Raw genomic sequence first — 19747 nt, 5'->3', positions numbered from 1 at the left:
CATACAAGTGCGTCTTTCGAGGCTCTTGGTGCTGCTCACCTTGAGGTGAAGCTCAACCCCATTCTTCAGTGGCTAGCCTGGGCGCGCAGTGTATCAATTGGCGCTTCTATTGAGCATCGATTTTAAAGCCTTAGCCCAATGCCTTTTTCACTGCTTCCCCCAGCTCTTTCAGGCCGAATGGTTTGGGGAGGAAGGAAAAATTCTCGCCTTCTGGCAAGTTCTTTTCAAAAGCATCCTCGGCGTAACCGGAGACGAAAATCACCTTCAGGTCGGGGAAGCGGCTGCGCAAATGCGTGAGCAGGGTGGGCCCATCCATTTCAGGCATCATTACGTCCGAAACCACAAGATCAACTGGCGACTCCAGCTTGTCGACAATGGCAAGTGCATCTGTGCCGGATACGGCTTCGATCACGGTATAGCCTCTGGATGTCAATGCGCGGGATGCAAACTTGCGCACGGCTTCCTCATCTTCCACCAGCAACACGGTGCCGCGACCGGTAACGTCTACCGCTTCACGTTGTTTGGAGGCGGTGGCAATCTGCGGCGTTTCCGTCCGCATATGGCGGGGGAGGAAAATGCGGAAAACCGTACCCTCTCCTATAACGCTATCGCAGAAAATGTAGCCGCCACTTTGCTGCACAATGCCGTAGACCATGGATAGGCCAAGCCCTGTGCCTTTGCCGATTTCCTTGGTGGTGAAGAACGGTTCGAAAATCTTGTCGAGGACATCGGGCGGAATGCCACTACCAGTGTCTGACACTTCAATCAGTGTATAGTCCGCATGCGGAAGCGCTGCTTCGTTGTAGCCATAACGGGCGCAATCTGCTGCTGGCACATTGGATGTACTGATAATGACTTTGCCGCCTTCTTTCATCGCATCACGTGCGTTGACGGCGAGGTTCACGATCACCTGCTGGAACTGCGTGGCATCAGCCTTCACTTCCCACAAGCCGCTGCCATGATGCAGCTCAAGCGAAATACGCTCGCCCAGCAGACGACGTAACATCTCGGACAGTTCAGAAAGCTCGTCGCCCAGCTGTATCACGTTCGGACGAAGCGTTTGGCGACGTGAGAACGCCAGCAGCTGTCGCACAAGAGCGGCAGCACGGTTGGCATTCTGCTTGATCTGCATGATATCCTGGAAGCTCGGATCCGTCGGGCGATGGTTCGATAAAAGCAGATCCGAATAGCCAATGATTGCTTGCAGCACGTTGTTAAAATCGTGCGCAACACCGCCAGCCAATTGTCCCACAGCCTGCATTTTCTGCGCCTGCGCAAATTGCGCTTCAAGGGCGCGCTGTTCGGTTATGTCGAGGGCATAAACAATGGCTACTTCGCCATCCAGCTCGCCATCGTCAATACCGCTAAAATAAAAGCGTGCTGACCGCTCTGTATGCGCTGCGGTTTGCCCTGTGGAGGGGATAACACTATTAGTGGTGTTGGCGATTACGATATCGATCGGCGCTATATCGCCAATACCTTCTGCCGCCTGATGGACGGCGTTGGCCAGTCCTTCGCGGTCGCGCGGTGAAACAACACCAAGAATAGAGCGTTGTGCATGGCCCTCATGAGAACGTGAGCCAACACCGAAGAGACGTGCAAAAGAGGCATTCGAACGCAGAATGAGCCCCTGACGGTCAACAGTAGCGATGGCAACGGGCGTGTTATTAAAGAAGCGCGAAAAACGAACTTCAGCTGCACGCTGGCCTTCCGCTACATCTTCTCCAGGCGAGCGGTTCAGCACCAGTGTGCGTGAGGGCAGAGGGCGGCCTTCCGCGTCGAAAGCTATACGGTGGAATAAACGTACCGGCAGGCTTTGGCCACCACGCTTGCGGAAATCAACATCGAGCGTTTCCGTTCGTTCTTCTCCGGGAGCGCCGGTGACGGAGCCAATAAGAGCAGCGGCATTCGGTGGCACAACCTCTAACAACGTCAATCCGCCCGAACCCACTTGCGCGAGATCGTGATCCAACCAGCGCGCAAGGGTCGCATTCATATAAATAATCTGCCCTTGCGCAGTGAGCGACAGAAAGCCTGATGGCGCATGGTCGAGATAATCAATGGCGTGTTGCAGCTCGCGAAACACGCTTTCCTGCCGTTCCCGGTCACGTGTGATGTCTACAACGCCCCAAAGCGCAGCGCGGCGTCCGCCTGCATGGATGGGGCGCACGCTGACTTTGAACCAAAGCGCATCGACGCTCAATTCACCCCGGCCTTCACTACGTACAAGAGCTTTCTGGGCGTCTGTAATGGTGTTTTTAGGAACGAGCCGAATTTCCTCTGCGGCGGCGCGCCCTTCGCGAGCGGCTTGCGCGAGGCGGTAAATTGCTTCAGCAATGTCCGGTGCGCCATTAAACAAGCGTTCAATGGTGTAAGGGCCAGGGAGATCATCACTCTTGAGGCGATTAACGAGAGCACGATAAGCGTCGTTTTCATAGGCTATGTGCCCGTCGCTCTCTATGACAATCAGCCCCTCGTTGCTGGAGTCGGCAAGTGCTTTGGGTAAATCGTTGCGCTGGCGCGCGGGTTGCAAAAGACCCAGCGCCATCGCCAAAGTTAGCGCGATACCAAGCATGGCGCAGAGAGCGAGAATGCCTAAAATAACAGGCTCGCTCATTCGATGGCCACTATAAAAGAACCAGCCTGCAACCCCCATGAGCGCAAGCGATAGCAGCACGACGAGGGCCGCATGGCCTGTCCGCAATTCGGAACGTTCGCTCGAATTGTCCACGCGTGTCTCGTTCATCCGGTGGATGTCCCTTTACCGCATCTATTTCGAAGACAGCCAATGAGAAGCCTGCACTTCGATACCATTTTACTTATCGCCGACGTCTCAAGTAAGGATACTTCAAGATTGTATGCTTCAAGATCATATGGCGCTCAATCGCACAATAGACTTCTGGCTCAATGCTTGAGGTATCGTTTCGCTTGTACACGCCATATGTTGCTTTGCCTGCATGCATAGCCCGTTACCGGATATTTCTCTGCCCTTACAGGAGTTCCCATACACACAATAAATCACAAGTAGCTAATGAAGGCTTTGCATATGCAGCATTAAATGCGATTTATCCCATACTGGCGAATCCGTTATGGCTCAGCCAAGATGTTAATAGCCGTGTAATCGGCGGTTCTATAGGTGGGGGGCGCGACCGTGGAGATTTTCGGGAGCAATACACCGGCAGCGGTTCAGTATCTGCTAGCCTTTGTCATCATACTGGGGCTGCTGGCGGCCTTTGCCGCCCTGTTACGACGCATAACCGGTGTACGGTCGCGGGTAGGATTTTCAGGTACCAGCGCGCGCCATAGGCAGCAGCGCCTTGGCATTGTAGATGCTGTGGATATCGATTCACAGCGCCAGCTCCTGCTGTTAAGGCGCGACAATGTCGAGCATCTTGTGATGGTCGGTGGTCCAAACGATCTGCTTGTTGAAAGCGGAATAGGGCGCATGCCATATCGTGCAGCAGGTCCGCAGCCGGTCCAGCCCCATCATGCTCCTGTTTTGACAGAAAGCAGTATGGCTGTTGCCGACGAGGCCGGTCCTGAGGCTGAACCTGTTCGTGCACCAGCCCGCATGGAAATGCCGCAGCCAAATGTTGTTGAGCCTAGTGCTGGTTTAAGTGGTGGGCGCTCCCCTGGGGTGACCAGGCCATTGGCGACGCCTGTGGCGCCTTCATCACCGCTTGCGCCGACATCCCGGCCGGTTACTTCACCTACTTTGCCACCTGTGCAGCCCCCCGTTCCGCCAATACAGCCAGTTATGCCGACCGCTCCATCAGGTAGCTTGCCCCGTCGCGAAGTAACAGGAACTGAAACTGAAACTGAAACTGCAGGAGCTGCTGGCGTTGGGGCAGGTTTGCAGGCAATGCCGCTTTCATTTCCTGGCAATGCTCTTCCCGGCTCTGCGGCTTCACAAGCAACAACTTCCACGACCACCCGTGAGCAGGATGCGCCGCAGCGTCCTTTAAGCGGTGTGACACGTCAGTTGGAAGAGGCGTTGAAACGTCCTTTCGGGGCAGTGCGGCCATCTCCGGTGACGGGTATCAAATTTGATGATGTACCTGCAGCGAAAGAGGCTGGTGAAGGCGTCAACCCGGTTGAGGCTGGTCCTTCATCCGGCGCGCAGGCTGATATCCAGCCCGTAAAGCAGGAGGCCTTCGAGCCTGCCAGGAGGGACTTCCCATCTCTTGGTATAGATAGGCCAACGACTGCGCCTTATACACCGCCGTCACCTATTGCGCCAGTTTCTCCTGCGCGTTCAGTGAGTGGTGCGCCATCTGGAGCTGAGTCGTTCCGTCCCTTGCCAGGGATGGCGCCTACGCGTGCTGTCAATCCTCCTGCACAGGAAGCATCCAGCCAGGGAGCGATACCGGAAAAGAGCGGCGAATCGTCAAAGAATGAGGCGCAGTCAGAGCCATCCCAAGTGGCATCAACGCCTGCGCCGAAGACTGAGACCGCAAAACCACCTGCGTTTGATCTCACGTCGCTGGAAAATATCGAGGCAGAGTTTGCTCGCTTACTGGGACGTAATTCACCGAAGGGCGAGTGAGTACCATTTAACCTGAGTAATGATTGAAAAAGGGGAGATCCGATGCAACGGATCTCCCCTTTTTGCTTTCACAAAACATTTTTCGGGTGGGCTGAGATGCAATCAGCGCAAATTTCCGAAATCTCCAGCCATTAAATTTCAGACGTAAGCTTGGGAAGTGTTGAGGTTTGTCTCAAGGGAAGCCAGAAAAATGCCGTATGGACGTTTTTGCGGCTCACCCTGAGACATGATCAATTATCCTAGCCACCGATATTGTAGGCGGCGAGTGCAGCCATGTTTACAATATCGGTATCCTTGGCGCCGATGGGCAAAATTTGCACAGGCTTGTTCAGACCAACAATCAGCGGTCCTACAACAGTTGCAGCCCCCAGTTCCTGCAGCATCTGCGTGGAGATGGACGCTGAATGCAGCGCTGGCATTACCAGCACGTTGGCAGGCCCCTTCAGGCGGCAGAATGGATAAAGCGATAGCGCTTCCGCATTAAGCGCCGCTTCCGCGCTCATCTCACCATCATACTCGAAACGTGCGCGTTGTTGGTCCAGAATGCGCACGGCTTCGTGTACGTGGGCGGAGCCGTTGCCGCGTGGCTGGCCGAAGGTGCCGAACGCCAGGAGCGCCACGCGCGGATCATATCCCAGACGACGCGCTACGCCTGCAGCTTCTGTTGCAATTGCTGCAAGATCTTCTGAAGTAGGAAGCTGAGTGATGGCCGTATCAGCAATCAGCACGGTGCGCCCACGCGTGATGGCAATAGAGACGCCGATCACCCGATGGCCAGGCCGTGTATCAATCACCCGCATAACTTCCTTAAGCGCGGTGTGATAATTGCGGGTAGCGCCAGTGACCATTGCATCGGCATGGCCATGCACGACCATCGCTGCACCGAAATGGTTGCGGTCCTGATTGATCAGCCGTTGACAATCGCGCAACAGGAAGCCATCGCGCTGCAGCCTTTCATACAGAAACTGCGTATAAAGCTGATTATATTGTGAGCGCGCGGCATTATGGATCTCAATCCCTTCGCGACCATTCAAATCAACGCCTGCCTGTGCGGCAGTTTCGCGAATCCTATCCTCACGTCCCACCAGAATAGCAGTGCCAAGTCCCTGGTGCACATAGGAAAGAGCACCACGGATGACAGCCTCGTCCTCACCTTCAGCAAAAACGACGCGCTTGGGGAAGCGGCGCACGCGCTCGAATACAGTGTTAAGCACGCTTACCACCGGATCGCGGCGGGCTGAAAGCTGTGTTTTGTATTCAATAACATTTTCGATAGGGCGCTGTGCAACGCCAGAATCAACGGCAGCCTGCGCAACAGCAGGTGGCACAACCTGAATGAGGCGCGGATCGAAAGGGGCAGGGATGATGTAATCGCGGCCAAAGCGCGGGCGTGCGCCATCATAGGCAGCTGCGACTTCATCGGGCACGTCCTCGCGGGCAAGTTGCGCCAGCGCGTTGACAGCTGCAATCTTCATTTCCATGTTGATGGTCGTGGCACGCACATCAAGCGCACCACGGAAGATATAGGGGAAGCCGAGGACGTTATTAACCTGATTGGGGTAATCCGACCGACCTGTCGCCATGATCGCATCATCGCGAACGCGGGCGACTTCTTCAGGCGAGATTTCCGGATCAGGATTAGCCATGGCGAAGATGATCGGGTTTTCACCCATGCTTGCCACCATCTCTGGCGTTAGCGCACCCTTTGCCGAGAGGCCGAAGAAGATATCCGCGCCATTCACTGCCTCTGCGAGCGAACGTGCCTTGGTTTCAACGGCGTGGGCGGATTTCCACTGATTCATGCCTTCAGTGCGGCCCTTGTAAATCACGCCCTTGGTATCACAGAGAATGACGTTCTCGTTTCTGAAGCCAATAGCCTTGACGAGCTCGATGCAGGCAATGCCTGCAGCGCCCGCTCCATTCACAACGAGCTTGGTTGTGGCGATGTCGCGCCCGGTCAGATGCAGGGCATTGATCATGCCCGCCGCCGCGATGATTGCCGTGCCGTGCTGGTCATCATGGAAAACGGGGATGTCCATCAGCTCCTTGAGGCGGTCTTCAATGATGAAGCACTCAGGGGCCTTGATGTCCTCAAGGTTGATACCCCCAAAAGTGGGGCCAAGGAAACGCACGGCATTGATGAACTCTTCCACGTTCTCCGTATCGACCTCAAGATCGAAAGCATCGATATCAGCGAAACGTTTGAAGAGGACGGCCTTGCCTTCCATCACTGGCTTTGATGCAAGCGCACCCAAATTTCCCAGACCCAGAATCGCAGTGCCGTTGGAAATCACCGCGACCAGATTGCTGCGCGCAGTATAATCATAGGCGGTTACGGGGTTTTCATGAATGGCACGCACTGGTACGGCCACCCCCGGAGAATACGCCAGCGATAGATCGCGCTGCGTTGTCATCGGCTTGGTAGGCGTGACCTCTAGTTTTCCGGGGCGTCCGCGGGAATGAAAATTCAGGGCCTCCTGATCCGTGTAGGTCAGGCGGGTTTTGCGTTTACGCTCTGTCATGGGGATGGGGTCTGCCTCTGGGAATTTTGTTAGTGTTTGTTATCTGAATGCACCATATCGATGCGTCTGTGCAGTCTCAAGCGGGGTTCTCCACTGTTTCGTGCATGGTCGACTGGTGCAGATAGATGAAAGGTGCAACAGGGTCTGTTAACTTTCCGCGATGATCCGCTTATCAAAAACAACATCCGCTTCACCATACACCGTTGATGCACCGGCTATTGAAGCAGCTATGCCTGTAAGCGTGGCTGATAAGCCATCGCCGATGATGCAGCAATACATCGAAATTAAGGTCGCGCACCCGGATACCCTGCTGTTTTATCGCATGGGTGATTTTTATGAGCTGTTTTTCGGTGATGCCGAAATCGCCTCTCGCTCGCTCGGTATTGTGCTGACTAAACGCGGCAAGCATCTGGGTGAAGATATCCCGATGTGCGGCGTGCCCGTGGATAAGGCAGAGGATTACCTTGAACGCCTCATTGCGGCGGGCCACAGGGTGGCTGTTTGCGAGCAGATGGAAAATCCTGCCGAGGCCCGCAAACGGGGCAGCAAATCAGTTGTTCACCGCGCTGTCGTGCGGTTGGTCACGCCGGGCACGATCACTGAAGATCGGCTTCTGGAGCCAAGCCGATCCAATTGGCTGGCAGCTGTTGCCCGTCGCCGGATATCGGAAACGCAATGGTGCTATGCCGTTGCTGCCGCAGATATTTCGACGGGGCGCTTCACGGTGTCCGAAGTTTCAGCCAATGCACTGATGGCAGAGATTGCCCGGCTTGAACCACGCGAAATCATTGTTCCGGATGCTGTTCTGGATGACGAGGGACTGCGTGCTTATTGGCAGGAGCAGCGGGCATCTGTCACCCCCATGGCGCATGAGGGGCTTGATTCGGCTTCAAGCGAACGGCGGTTGAAGGATTATTTCGGGGTTTCGGATCTGGCGGGCTTTGGCCAGTTCAGCCCCAGTGAACTTGCGGCTTCAGCAGCCATCATCGCCTATGTGGAGCGCACACAGCTTGGTTCGCGTCCGCCGTTATCGCCGCCTGCACGTGAGGTGGAAGGGGCCGGGCTTGCTATTGATGCTGCCACGCGCGCCAATCTCGAACTCACCCGCACTTTATCTGGCGAACGTGCAGGCAGCTTGCTTGCCGCGATTGATCGCACGCTTACACCCGGTGGGGGACGGCTATTGGCTGAGCGCCTTGCCGGGCCATTGACGGATGCTGCTGCGATCAGCCATCGGCAAGATGCTGTGCAGGCGCTGTCTGACGATATGGTGCTGCGTGAGCGCTTGCGGGGATTGTTACGCTCGGCGCCCGATATGGCGCGTGCACTTTCCCGGTTGTTGCTGGGCCGGGGTGGCCCGCGTGATTTAGCTGTTGTGCGAGATGGGCTGACCGCTTCTTTGGTCATTGCCAATTATCTTGAGCATGTAGCAATTCTGCCTATTGAGCTTGAAGGCGCGCGTAGCAGCCTGGCTGCCCTCGATCCTGAATGGGGCAAGGCACTGTCTGCTGCACTTGCGGATGAGCTGCCTTTGCTCAAGCGCGATGGTGGCTTTGTGCGCGAAGGCTATGACGCCAATCTTGATGAAGCCCGTATGTTACAGGCAGATTCGCGTAAAGTAATTGCTGCCCTTCAGGCACGCTATGCAGACGAAAGTGGCTGTCGCCAACTCAAGGTGAAGCACAATAATCTGATCGGTTATTTCGTTGAGGTGCCGCAAGCGGCTGGCGAGGCTTTTGTGCGTGCGCCGCTGAATGAAACCTTCGTCCATCGCCAGACAATGGCCGGCACGATGCGCTTCTCAACGGTGGAGCTGGGTGAGCTTGAGGCGCGTATCGCTTCTGCGGGGGATCGGGCAAGCTCAATTGAGCTCGCAGTATTCGACCAGCTGGTGGAGAACATGTCCCATCATGCAGAGGCTATTAAGGAAGCGGCCTCTGCTTTGGCAGTCATCGATGTTACCGCTGCACTTGCCGATCTCGCAGCTGATCTTGGCTGGGCTCGCCCGCATGTCGACGCAAGCCTTTCCTTCAACATTGAAGGTGGACGGCATCCTGTGGTGGAAGCAGCTTGCAAGCGTAATGGCGTGGCATTTGTTGCCAACGATTGTGACTTGTCTCCACCCGGATCGGCCAAGGCGGGGCGCATTACGTTGATCACCGGTCCGAACATGGCGGGTAAATCGACCTTCCTGCGCCAAAACGCTCTGATCGTGGTGCTGGCGCAAATGGGTGCGTTCGTGCCGGCAAAATCAGCGCAGATCGGCGTCGTTGACCGCCTGTTCTCCCGCGTTGGTGCAGCGGATGATCTGGCGCGTGGACGCTCTACCTTCATGGTCGAGATGATTGAAACTGCCGCCATCCTTAATCAGGCAGGCGAACGCTCACTTGTGATCCTCGACGAAATCGGACGTGGCACGGCCACCTTTGACGGTCTTTCGATAGCATGGGCGGCGATTGAGCATCTGCATGAGAGCAACCGTTGCCGGTCGCTATTTGCCACGCATTATCACGAGCTCACGGCGCTGTCTGACAGGCTGAAGCGCGTATCGAATGCCACTGTGCGCGTGACGGAATGGCAGGGCGATGTGGTGTTTCTGCATGAGGTTGTGCCGGGTGCGGCTGATCGCTCCTACGGGATTCAAGTGGCAAAGCTTGCTGGTTTGCCGCCAAAGGTCATCACGCGCGCTCGCGCCATCCTGAATGAGCTGGAGAAGAGCGAACGGGAAAAGCCGGTTAGTGCGTTGATTGATGATCTACCGCTTTTCTCTGCCTTTGCCGCGCCTGCTGCAGCACCCATTACAGTTGCGGGGCCGGACGTGCTTCGCGAGGCATTGGATGGTATTCTACCAGATGAGCTATCCCCGCGTGAGGCACTGGAAGCGCTCTACCGTCTCAAGGGCTTGCGTCGCACCGAAGCCGATGAAAAGATAGGGTAAAAGCAACTAACCTTAAGGATTGCCCAAATGGCGGATGCAGGGATTCTGATCGGAAAGAGCGATAAGCCCGAGACGCTGCTGCTCAAGCGCGCCAACCGGCATGGCCTTGTGACGGGTGCAACCGGCACCGGCAAGACCGTGACCCTTCAGGTGCTCGCGGAAGGATTTTCCAATGCCGGTGTGCCGGTATTTGCAGCAGATATCAAAGGCGATCTATCCGGGATGGCCGCAGCTGGCGAGGGTGCTGCACCGTTTATCAAGCGGGCCGAGGAGATCGGTGTAACCTATACACCTGATCGTTTCCCGGTGACGTTTTGGGATGTGTTTGGCGTGCAGGGGCACCCGGTGCGTGCCAGCATCTCGGATATGGGGCCGCTGCTGCTCTCAAGATTGCTGGATCTCAACGAGACGCAGGAGGGTATTCTCAACATCGTCTTCCGCGTGGCTGATGAACAAGGGCTGTTGCTGCTTGATCTTAAGGATTTGCGGGCGCTTCTCAACCATGTCTCTGAAAATGCAGCGCAGTTCAGTGCCGAATATGGCAATGTTGCCAAGCAGTCGGTTGGTACAATTCAACGCCGCCTGTTGGTGCTCGAAAACCAGAACGGCGATAAATTTTTCGGCGAGCCAGCGCTGAGCATCGATGATCTCATCCGCACGGATCGTGATGGGCGTGGTGTCGTCAACATCCTTGCTGCTGATCAGCTGATGAATAATCCGCGCCTCTATGCCACGTTCCTGCTGTGGCTATTGTCGGAATTGTTCGAGCAACTGCCGGAAATTGGTGATCCCGAAAAGCCGGTGCTGGTATTCTTTTTCGACGAAGCACACCTTTTGTTCGACGATGCACCCAAGGCGCTGCTGGATGCTGTGGAGCGTGTGGTCAGGTTGATCCGTTCCAAGGGCGTTGGCGTGTATTTCGTGACGCAAAATCCGCTAGATGTGCCGGAGACCGTGCTGGGGCAGATGGGCAATCGCGTGCAACATGCCCTGCGCGCCTTTACCCCGCGTGATCAAAAAGCAGTGCGTGCAGCTGCGGAAACCTTCCGCCAGAACCCGGCCTTCAACACGGAAAAAGCCATTACTGAACTTGCAGTTGGCGAGGCGCTTGTCTCACTTCTGGATGAGAAGGGCGCACCAGAAATGGTATCGCGAACATTGATTGCACCACCTTCGGGGCGCGTTGGACCACTCACCCAACCTGAAAGGGCAGCGATTATTGCGGCCAGTTCTTTACGCGGCAAATATGATACGGTTGTTGATCGTGAGTCAGCATACGAGGTGCTTGCGGGGCGAGCGGAGCAAGCAACTGAGGCTGCGAATGCACCGCAGGCTGAGGAAGGTATACTTGGTGGTATCGGCGGTTTTCTGGGTTCGCTCTTCGGTACCGCCCGCCCACGTGGCCAGAAGCTGTCAACAGGGCAGGTGATTGCGCGGGATGTTACCCGCACTGTCACAAACCGTGTTGTTGGGCAGATTGCAGCTGACCTTGGTCGTTCTATCGGTGGTAAAACGGGGGGAACTATCGGACGTGCCATTGTGCGGGGCACGCTGGGTGGTATCCTGAGGCGTTAAATAACTAAAATAACTAAATTTTCTAGAAGGACTGAAAAGAAATGTCGCAGCTTGATGCTGTTCTGGCCCATATCGATAACAATCTCGACGCCTCGTTGGAGCGCCTGTTTGCCTTTTTGCGCATCGCCTCCATCTCGACCGATCCGGCGCATGCCGAAGAGTGTCGCCGCGCTGCCGAGCATGTAAGGGCCGAGCTCACCGGGTTGGGGTTTGCTGCTGAGGTACACCCTACAGGGGGGCATCCCGTTGTGCTTGGGCATCAGAAGGGCGTATCAAAGCCGCATGTGCTTTTCTATGGCCATTATGACGTGCAGCCTGTCGATCCTTTAGAGCTATGGGACAGCCAGCCGTTCGAGCCGCAGATCGATACCCTGGCCGATGGCAGCAAGGTGATCCGCGCCCGCGGTGCGGCCGATGACAAAGGGCAGATACTCACGTTTCTTGAGGCTTTGCGCGCATGGAAAGCAGTTACGGGCAAGTTGCCGGTGAATGTTTCGGTGATGATCGAGGGTGAGGAAGAGGTTGGCTCGGCCAATCTGCCCGAGTTCGTTGAAGCAAACCTGCCTCAGCTGCAGTCTGATGTCGTTCTCGTTTGCGATACCAATCAGTGGGATGCAGACACGCCTGCTATTACCACAGGTCTTCGCGGGCTTGTGCATGATGAGATCGTCATTCGTACAGCTGATCGGGATCTGCATTCGGGGCTGTTTGGTGGTGCGGCACAAAATGCTATCCATGTGCTCGCCAGCGTGATCGCTGCGCTGCGCGATAAGGAAGGACGCATCACCATCCCCGGCTTCTATGATGGCGTGCCAGAGATACCGGAAGAAGTGCGCGAGCATTGGCGCTCTTTGGGGCTGGATGCGTTGTCTTACCTGGGGCCGGTCGGCCTGTCAGAGCCAGCGGGTGAAAAAGATCGCTACGTGATTGAGCAGATCCAGTCGCGTCCATCATTTGATATCAATGGTATCATCGCAGGCTATACGGGCGAAGGTTCGAAGACCGTTATTCCGGCGGAGGCCAGTGCCAAGATCACCTTCCGTCTGGTGGGCGATCAAAACCCCGCTGTTGTGCGCGATGCTTTCCGCGCTTTCGTGCGCCGTATCATTCCGAAAGATGCTTCGGTTACGTTTGGTTCCGGTGATGGGGCGCCAGCGGTGTCGTTGCCGCTTGATAACCCGATGCTGCTGAAGGCTGCGGGGGCGCTGAAGGAAGAGTGGGGCAAGGCGCCTGTGACCATCGGCGGCGGCGGGTCTATCCCGATTATCGCTACGCTCAAGAACCGCCTTGGTTCTGATCCGCTACTGATCGGTTTCGGTCTCGATGACGACCGTATCCACTCGCCGAACGAGAAATACTCTCTCAAGAGCTTCCATAAAGGTGCACGCTCATGGGCGCGTATTTTGCAGGCGCTTGCTGAATAAGCTGCTTAAACATCCTCCAGAAGGTGTTGAGCTTTGCGTCAGGGTGAGTTGAAAATGGTGGTTTTCCAGCGCCGCAGCTCGGCGTGCAGCTGTACGTGAGCACGGAAGCGCAGAAAGCCACTATTTGCAGGCCACCATAGCGCCCGGTTTGCATTCAAGTTGATGATCAAATTGAATGTTCGTTGCGGTGAAATAAAGATTAGAGCGCAATTCTGATTTTATCAGAACGTCTGGCGCTCTAGTCCATCACAGCGGCTTTCAGGATACACACCATAATGGCGCGCCCCGGGGTGGAGCTAGTGCAGCGGATGGTGTGAGGGCGGTCGCAGCGGTAGCGCAGGCTTTCGCCCGCGCGGGCTTCTTGTCGGATGCCGGCAATCTCGACCTCAAACGTACCCTCAACAACAGAAAGATTCTCGACCGAACCGCGCTGATGAGCATCTGAATCCAGCACTCCACCGGGCTCGGATGTAAGATCATACCATTGCAGCCATTCCACAGTCTTGATCCAGCCAATGATGCCAAGCCGCATGCGGCCGTCATCCGAAACAAGGATGGGCGTATCAGGGCGCGTTATCTTTTCAATGAATGGTTCATCGGTATCGGTTGTCAGAACGCGATCAATAGAGATATCAAGCGCCTGCGACAGCCGCCAGATAGTGGCCAATGTCGGGTTGGTTTCGTTGCGCTCAATCTGGCTGATGATGGATTTGGCAACGCCCGATTGCTCGGAAAGCTCGGATAACGAAAGATTGTACGCTTTGCGCAGGCGCTGCACGGTCTTGCCAAGCTGGCCAGACAGTATATGCGCGCCCGCATCAATATCGCGTATCCGCTCGCGTCCACCTTCAGTTTCAATCGCCATTGTCATCCCTTGCTGATGCCGATGTCGTTAATGGAGAAAACGCATATTCCGCAAAGCGGACGTTCGTTTGATCCATAGAACGACATGTCACCAGTCGGACGCAAGCGTCAATAGCGAAAGCGCATTCCCTGCATTTAAACCGCAAGATGGGTAAACGCGCGTTCCACCAAAGGTATAAATAATCAGGCTTCCCGCCCTTCCAGACGCGCAAGGGCGCGTTCGTGGCCTATAAGAGGAAGCAGATTGGCGATTTCCGGTCCATGTTCGCGTCCGGTTAACGCCAAGCGCAGGGGGCGAAACAGTTCTTTGCCCTTCTTGCCTGTTTCGGCGATAATGGCTTGTGTCCACACTTGCCAGGTAAAAGGCGACCACATTTCTTTATTCCAAGGGCCGTCAGGCAGTTTATGTGCTGCTGCTAGCGGTACGGTGCTATCTTCAATGACGGGCTTTATCGGCTTGCTAACGATTTCCCACCATACCAGTGCATCTGTCATACGCACGATATTGCCACGCACGGCATTCCAGAATTCTTCGCCACCGCCGACATTGAGTAATGCCAACCGATCTTTTGCGGCTTCATAGGGTAGTTCGTGCAGGAGCTTGGTGTTAAGGGCTGCGAGCTCTTTTTCGTCGAACTTGGCTGGCGCATGTGAAAGGCGGGTGACGTCAATAACCTGTGCGAGCTCCTCCATAGAAGAAACAGGGCGAACTGCTTCTGATGACCCAACAAGCACGGCGAGCGAAGCTACAGCCATTGGCTCCATCCCCGCTTCACGCAAGTGGCGTAACGACAGATGGCCAAGGCGTTTGGAAAGTCCCTCGCCACTGGCGGTGGTGAGTAGGTTATGATGTGCGAAAGTGGGCACCGCACCTTCCAGTGCCTCAAACACCTGGATCTGCACAGCTGTATTCGTAATGTGATCTTCACCGCGAATCACATGCGTGATGCCAAGGTCGATATCATCGATCACCGATGGCAAGGTATAGAGGTAGGTGCCATCTTCCCGCCGCAGGATTGGGTCAGACAGGGAAGCGCAATCAATGCTGACTGTGCCGCGCGCCATATCTTCCCACTCAACAACCTTATGATCGAGCAGAAAGCGCCAATGCGGGCGCCGACCTTCAGCCTCAAGCGCGGCACGTTCGCTGCCGGAAAGTTTGAGTGCTGCCCGGTCATATGTTGGCGGAAGGCCACGCGCCATCTGGCGCTTGCGGCGGCGGTCAAGTTCATCTGCCGTTTCGTAGCAGGGGTAGAGCCGGCCATCATCAATGAGGCGCTTGACCCCTGCATCGTAAAGCGAGAATCGATCAGACTGGCGGAAGAACGCATCAGGTAGAATGCCAAGCCAGGTCAAATCTTCCACAATGGCCTGGGCGAACTCGTCCGTTGAGCGCAGGCCATCGGTATCATCAAGCCGCAGAATGAAACGTCCATCATGGCGCAGGCGAAAGAGCCAGTTCATCAACGCAGGCCTGGCATTGCCGATGTGCAGAAAGCCTGTTGGAGAAGGAGCGAAGCGGACAGTCGGCGTCTGGTTTTTTTTCATGGAACTGCGATCATCTGTGGCTGCGGTTACTTGGAGTTAGGCTCAAGGGTATCGCGAAAACCGTTGGTGATGGGGTAACGGCGGTCTCTGCCAAAGTTCTGCCGGGTTACTTTAACGCCCGGCGCGGACTGGCGGCGTTTATATTCAGCTATGTAGAGAAGGCGCTGCACTTTCTGCACAATCTGCGCATCATGACCACGTGCAACGATGGCTGCAAGCGAGAGTTCTTCTTCAACAAGTGCGTGGAGTATGTCATCAAGCACCTCGTAGGGCGGCAGCGAGTCCTGATCGGTCTGGTTTTCGCGCAACTCTGCCGTGGGTACCTTGGTGATGATGCGCTCGGGGATAGCCATGCCATCCGGCCCCATCGCGCTCTCTGGCTTCCAGTGGTTGCGCAGGGTGCAGAGCTTGAATACCTCGGTTTTATAGAGGTCTTTCAGCGGGTTGAAGCCACCGTTCATATCGCCGTAAAGTGTAGCATAACCAACGCCTACCTCAGACTTGTTACCGGTAGTGAGCACCATGGCGCCGAACTTGTTGGAGATCGCCATGAGAATGGTGCCGCGTGCGCGGCTTTGCAGGTTCTCTTCGGTAGTGTCGCGTTGCATGCCTGCGAACAATGGCGCAAGCGCTGCCTCAAAGCCCTCGACCGCAGGCGCAATCGGCAGAATATCATAGCGCACGCCAAGCAGTTTTGCGCAGGCTGCAGCATCATTAAGGCTCTCGGAAGATGTATAGCGGAAGGGCAGCATCACACAATGCACGCGCTCCGCGCCCAGTGCATCAACCGCCATTGCGGCAACCAGAGCCGAGTCAACACCACCTGATAAACCCAGCACAACGCCCGGAAAACGGTTCTTGTTAACGTAATCGCGCAAGCCAAGCACGCAGGCTGCATAATCCGCCTGTTCATCGCGCTCAAGCTGCACAAGGGTTTGCGGCACCACGTGCCAACCTTGCGCTGTATGCTGCGCTTCTATGATGGTCATGGCCTCGCGGAATGCAGGCATCTGTACGGCGCGGGTGCCATCGCTATTCAGCACGAAGGATGCGCCGTCGAATACCAGCTCATCCTGCCCGCCGATCTGATTGAGATACACCAGGGGGAGGCCACTTTCATTCACACGGGCGCGGGCAATGGCCTCGCGCTCCGCATCGACAGTGCGGCGATAGGGAGAGCCATTGGGAACCAGAAGAAGCTCGGCGCCTGCATCTTTTAATGCCGCTACAGGGCCAGGTGTCCAGATGTCCTCGCAGATTGGTACGCCGATGCACACTCCTCGCACGATCAATGGCTGAGGCGATGGACCTGTGGCGAACACACGCTTTTCGTCGAAAACACCGTAGTTTGGCAGATCAACCTTCAGGCTTTTCCCTGCAAGTTTCCCATCATCAAGCAAGGCGACAGCGTTATAGAGCTCGCCGTTTTCCAGCCATGGCACTCCGATGAGCACAGCGGGACCACCATCGATGGTATCACGCGCCAAATCTTCGCAGGCAGTGCGGCAGGCTGTCACAAAGGCGGGTTTCAACACCAGATCTTCGGGTGAGTAACCGGCTAAAAAAAGTTCAGGAAACAGAATGATATCAGCATTTTCTGCAGCTGCCTGCTGGCGTGCTTGCCGTGCACGTGCCAAATTAAATCCGATGTCGCCGACAATCGGATTGAGCTGCGCAAGTGCAATACGCAAAGCAGGGCGAAAAGCTGTCATGCAAATGATTTAAACCATGTTTGTACAAAGGAAAAGGCGCATTTCAAGCGCCTCCATATTCACCGCAGGCTAGGTAAACAGTTTTCTTATTCATATAAATTCTATATAATTTATATGAATAAGAAAGATTTCCCCATGGTTGCATACCTCTGGCGGGAACCGTTAGGCTTACGTTGATGTTCATGTGGAGTGGGGTGCGATGATGCGTCCCCCGAACGAGGAGCTGAAGATGACGATCAAAACCCGTAATGACCTTGGGCAGAACGTTCGTTCCAAGTCGATTGCTTTGTTGAATGAGCATCTGGCGCAATTTATCGACCTGGGTGCGCAGATCAAGCATGCGCACTGGAACGTCAAGGGGCCGCACTTCATCGCATTACATGAACTTTTTGATGATCTTTATGCGCATATTCTGGAGCATACGGACACCATTGCTGAGCGGCTGACAGCTTTGGGTGGTATCGCGCACGGCACAGTGCAAGCTGCTGCTGAGGGCACCAAACTGAAGGCTTATCCGCTACAGATCACGGATGGCCTGGAGCATGTCGATTATCTCGCTCGCTCATTCGCCGAAGTCGCCAAGGGTACGCGCAAGGCTATTGCAACAACAGATGAAGCAGGCGATCTGGCGACCTCTGATGTGTTTACTGAGGTAACGCGTGCGCTCGATAAGGATTTGTGGTTCCTTGAAGCGCATCTTCAGGAAACTAACAAATAATAGCGCGCCTAACGTTCTGATTGAATCAGAACTGTGTTCTAAGCTCTATATCTCATCGCAACTTGCGTTCATTAAAATAATAAAGTTGAACGCAGGTTGCGGATATCTGCTCTCACCACCACGCGTGGAAATGATGCACGGGGCCATGGCCATGCCCGATGTTGAGATGATCTGATGCAGCTATTGCTTGGCTGATATAGGTCTTGGCCGCTTTCACTGCCTCAGTTTGTGGTAATCCGCGTGCTAATCCTGCAGCGATTGCGGCAGAGAGAGTACAGCCCGTACCATGCGTATTACGCGTGGCAATGCGTGGGGCGGGTAGGCGTGTCACACCCGATGCATCCACCAGCAGGTCGATGCTTTCTTCGCCCTGTGCATGGCCGCCCTTGATCAGCACGGCCCCGGACCCAAGCTGTAGCAGTGCCTGTGCTTGCGCCAACATCTCGGCTTCGGTTTCAGCTGGGTTCGTGTTGAGCAACACAGCGGCTTCGGGTAAGTTGGGGGTGATGATCGTTGCTAGCGGAATCAGCTTTTCCCGCAAAGTGGTGACAGCATCCTCGCTGAGCAGCCGGTCGCCGCTGGCGGCAACCATAACCGGATCCAGCACAACCGCGCGTTGATGCCAACGTGTGAGGCCATCAGCCACGGCCTTGATTGTTTCTGGCCGCGATAGCATTCCGATTTTTACGGCGCTGACCGTTAGATCAGAGAAAACTGCATCAATCTGGGCTGTGATGAAATCAGCAGGGACATCGTGGATTGCAGTGACGCCCATCGTATTTTGAGCCGTGAGCGCGGCGATGACGCTCGCTCCGTAAACCTTGAGCGCAGAAAATGCTTTCAAATCCGCCTGAATGCCTGCACCACCACCTGAATCAGAACCGGCGATGGTGACGGCGATTGGGGTTTGGGCTGTTTGCGTGCTCATCGTTCAGCTTCCTGCGCCGCGAGCGGCAAGGCTTGCGTCTATAATAACGCGCAGACGGTGTGCAGCAGCCGAAACGTCATCAGCCATCAAGATGGCCGAGATGACCGCAATGCCATCCGCACCCATGGCGATGATTGTCGAGGCATTGTTTTCATCAATGCCGGCAATGGCACCTAAGGGAAGGGCTGGTGTTGCAATACGTGCATTTGCAATGATGTCGGCAAGGCCATCAAGCCCAATCGGGGGCTTGGGGTTATCTTTGCTAGATGTTGCAAAAACACCGCCGATGCAGCCGTAATCGATAGGCTCTTGCACAGCTGCCAAAGCTTCGCGCGTATTGTTCAGCGTCAGGCCAATGATCGCGCGGGGCCCCAGCAATCGGCGAGCGTCAGCGGGGGACATGTCATCTTGCCCCACGTGCACACCATCGGCACCGGCGGCCATTGCAACGTCAACACGATCGTTGATCAGCAATGGTACACCTTTCCCGCTGATGGCAGCAAGAATGGCCCGCGTAGTGTCAATGTATTTGCGCGTGTCAGCATGCTTGTCGCGATATTGTAGCAGGGTGGCGCCACCTGCGATCGCTGCGGCTGCCAGTTCAGGCAAGGGCTGTTCACGTGCGCGCTCGGGGTCGAGGATAGCATAGAGACGCAGATCAACAGGGAGAGGCTTATGGGGCGTTTCCGGAGAGAGCGTCATGCGGTTTGGCTCGCTGGCGTCATGAGATATGTCTGGCGATCATGCGTTTTGGAAAGGAATGCCCTGCGTCATACGCTTCAAGGCATATCTCACTTCCCTCCGCCAGCATGATCTGGTTCAGGTTCGGTGGGTTGGTATGAAACCTCTCAGCCCGAATCATACGATCGCAGGCACCCCAAGGAGATGCGGCAGTGTGGCACTAGAGCAGTTTGCATTCAAGTTGCGGTGAATCTGGCGCTCTAAATGCGCCAGAAGCAAGCACCGACAGGG

General features: G+C 55.6%; 12 protein-coding genes and 1 riboswitch. Of the genes, 5 read left to right on the top strand and 7 right to left on the bottom strand.

Annotated elements, in window-relative coordinates; translation table 11 throughout:
• Positions 1-130: 130 nt before the first annotated feature.
• On the bottom strand, positions 131-2746 hold the full coding sequence (gene cckA / locus VRZ32_RS04480) for a cell cycle histidine kinase CckA (protein WP_414524497.1): 2616 nt from the start codon (positions 2744-2746) through the stop codon (positions 131-133).
• 390 nt (positions 2747-3136) lie between these two features.
• On the opposite strand from cckA, the gene VRZ32_RS04475 reads away from it, so the two are divergent.
• A complete protein-coding gene (locus VRZ32_RS04475) occupies positions 3137-4546 on the top strand; it encodes a hypothetical protein (protein WP_414524496.1) in 1410 nt (469 codons plus the stop codon).
• A 239-nt stretch (positions 4547-4785) separates the two neighbouring features.
• Here the strand turns inward: VRZ32_RS04475 and VRZ32_RS04470 are convergent, their stop codons facing one another.
• The gene (locus tag VRZ32_RS04470) at positions 4786-7068 is read right to left on the bottom strand and encodes an NADP-dependent malic enzyme (RefSeq protein WP_414524495.1); all 2283 of its coding nucleotides are present in this window, start codon (positions 7066-7068) and stop codon (positions 4786-4788) included.
• Between the two features lie 229 nt (positions 7069-7297).
• On the opposite strand from VRZ32_RS04470, the gene mutS reads away from it, so the two are divergent.
• Genes mutS through VRZ32_RS04455 form a run of 3 tightly spaced genes read left to right on the top strand, consistent with a single transcriptional unit; the run spans position 7298 to position 13005 of the window.
• Entirely contained in the window at positions 7298-10006 is a 2709-nt protein-coding gene (gene mutS / locus VRZ32_RS04465) for a DNA mismatch repair protein MutS (protein ID WP_414525039.1), read from the top strand.
• Positions 10007-10033: 27 nt separating this feature from the next.
• On the top strand, positions 10034-11581 hold the full coding sequence (locus tag VRZ32_RS04460) for a helicase HerA-like domain-containing protein (protein ID WP_414524494.1): 1548 nt from the start codon (positions 10034-10036) through the stop codon (positions 11579-11581).
• Positions 11582-11622: 41 nt separating this feature from the next.
• The gene (locus VRZ32_RS04455; RefSeq protein ID WP_414524493.1) at positions 11623-13005 is read left to right on the top strand and encodes a dipeptidase; all 1383 of its coding nucleotides are present in this window, start codon (positions 11623-11625) and stop codon (positions 13003-13005) included.
• Between the two features lie 238 nt (positions 13006-13243).
• Here VRZ32_RS04455 and VRZ32_RS04450 read toward each other — a convergent pair whose 3' ends face one another.
• The 3 genes from VRZ32_RS04450 to VRZ32_RS04440 form a co-directional block, all read right to left on the bottom strand.
• Complete coding sequence (locus VRZ32_RS04450) at positions 13244-13870, bottom strand: helix-turn-helix domain-containing protein (protein WP_414524492.1); 627 nt, start codon at positions 13868-13870, stop codon at positions 13244-13246.
• Positions 13871-14052: 182 nt separating this feature from the next.
• Positions 14053-15417, bottom strand: coding sequence for a glutamate--tRNA ligase (gene gltX, locus VRZ32_RS04445; RefSeq protein ID WP_414524491.1), 1365 nt, complete (start codon positions 15415-15417; stop codon positions 14053-14055).
• A gap of 26 nt (positions 15418-15443) precedes the next feature.
• On the bottom strand, positions 15444-17129 hold the full coding sequence (locus tag VRZ32_RS04440) for an NAD+ synthase (RefSeq protein ID WP_414524490.1): 1686 nt from the start codon (positions 17127-17129) through the stop codon (positions 15444-15446).
• Between the two features lie 229 nt (positions 17130-17358).
• On the opposite strand from VRZ32_RS04440, the gene dps reads away from it, so the two are divergent.
• Positions 17359-17847: a DNA starvation/stationary phase protection protein Dps gene (dps, locus tag VRZ32_RS04435; RefSeq protein ID WP_414524489.1), complete on the top strand. Its 489-nt coding sequence runs from the start codon at positions 17359-17361 to the stop codon at positions 17845-17847.
• A gap of 112 nt (positions 17848-17959) precedes the next feature.
• Here dps and thiD read toward each other — a convergent pair whose 3' ends face one another.
• Positions 17960-18775, bottom strand: coding sequence for a bifunctional hydroxymethylpyrimidine kinase/phosphomethylpyrimidine kinase (thiD, locus tag VRZ32_RS04430; RefSeq protein WP_414524488.1), 816 nt, complete (start codon positions 18773-18775; stop codon positions 17960-17962).
• Positions 18776-18778: 3 nt separating this feature from the next.
• Positions 18779-19477, bottom strand: a complete 699-nt coding sequence (gene thiE, locus VRZ32_RS04425) for a thiamine phosphate synthase (RefSeq protein WP_414524487.1) — start codon at positions 19475-19477, stop codon at positions 18779-18781.
• Between the two features lie 76 nt (positions 19478-19553).
• Positions 19554-19665: riboswitch (TPP riboswitch) on the bottom strand.
• Positions 19666-19747: the final 82 nt, after the last annotated feature.

The sequence above is a fragment of the Pseudochelatococcus sp. G4_1912 genome, assembly GCF_047501465.1.
GTDB lineage: Bacteria > Pseudomonadota > Alphaproteobacteria > Rhizobiales > Beijerinckiaceae > Pseudochelatococcus.
This window is presented reverse-complemented; position numbering and strand designations above follow the sequence as displayed.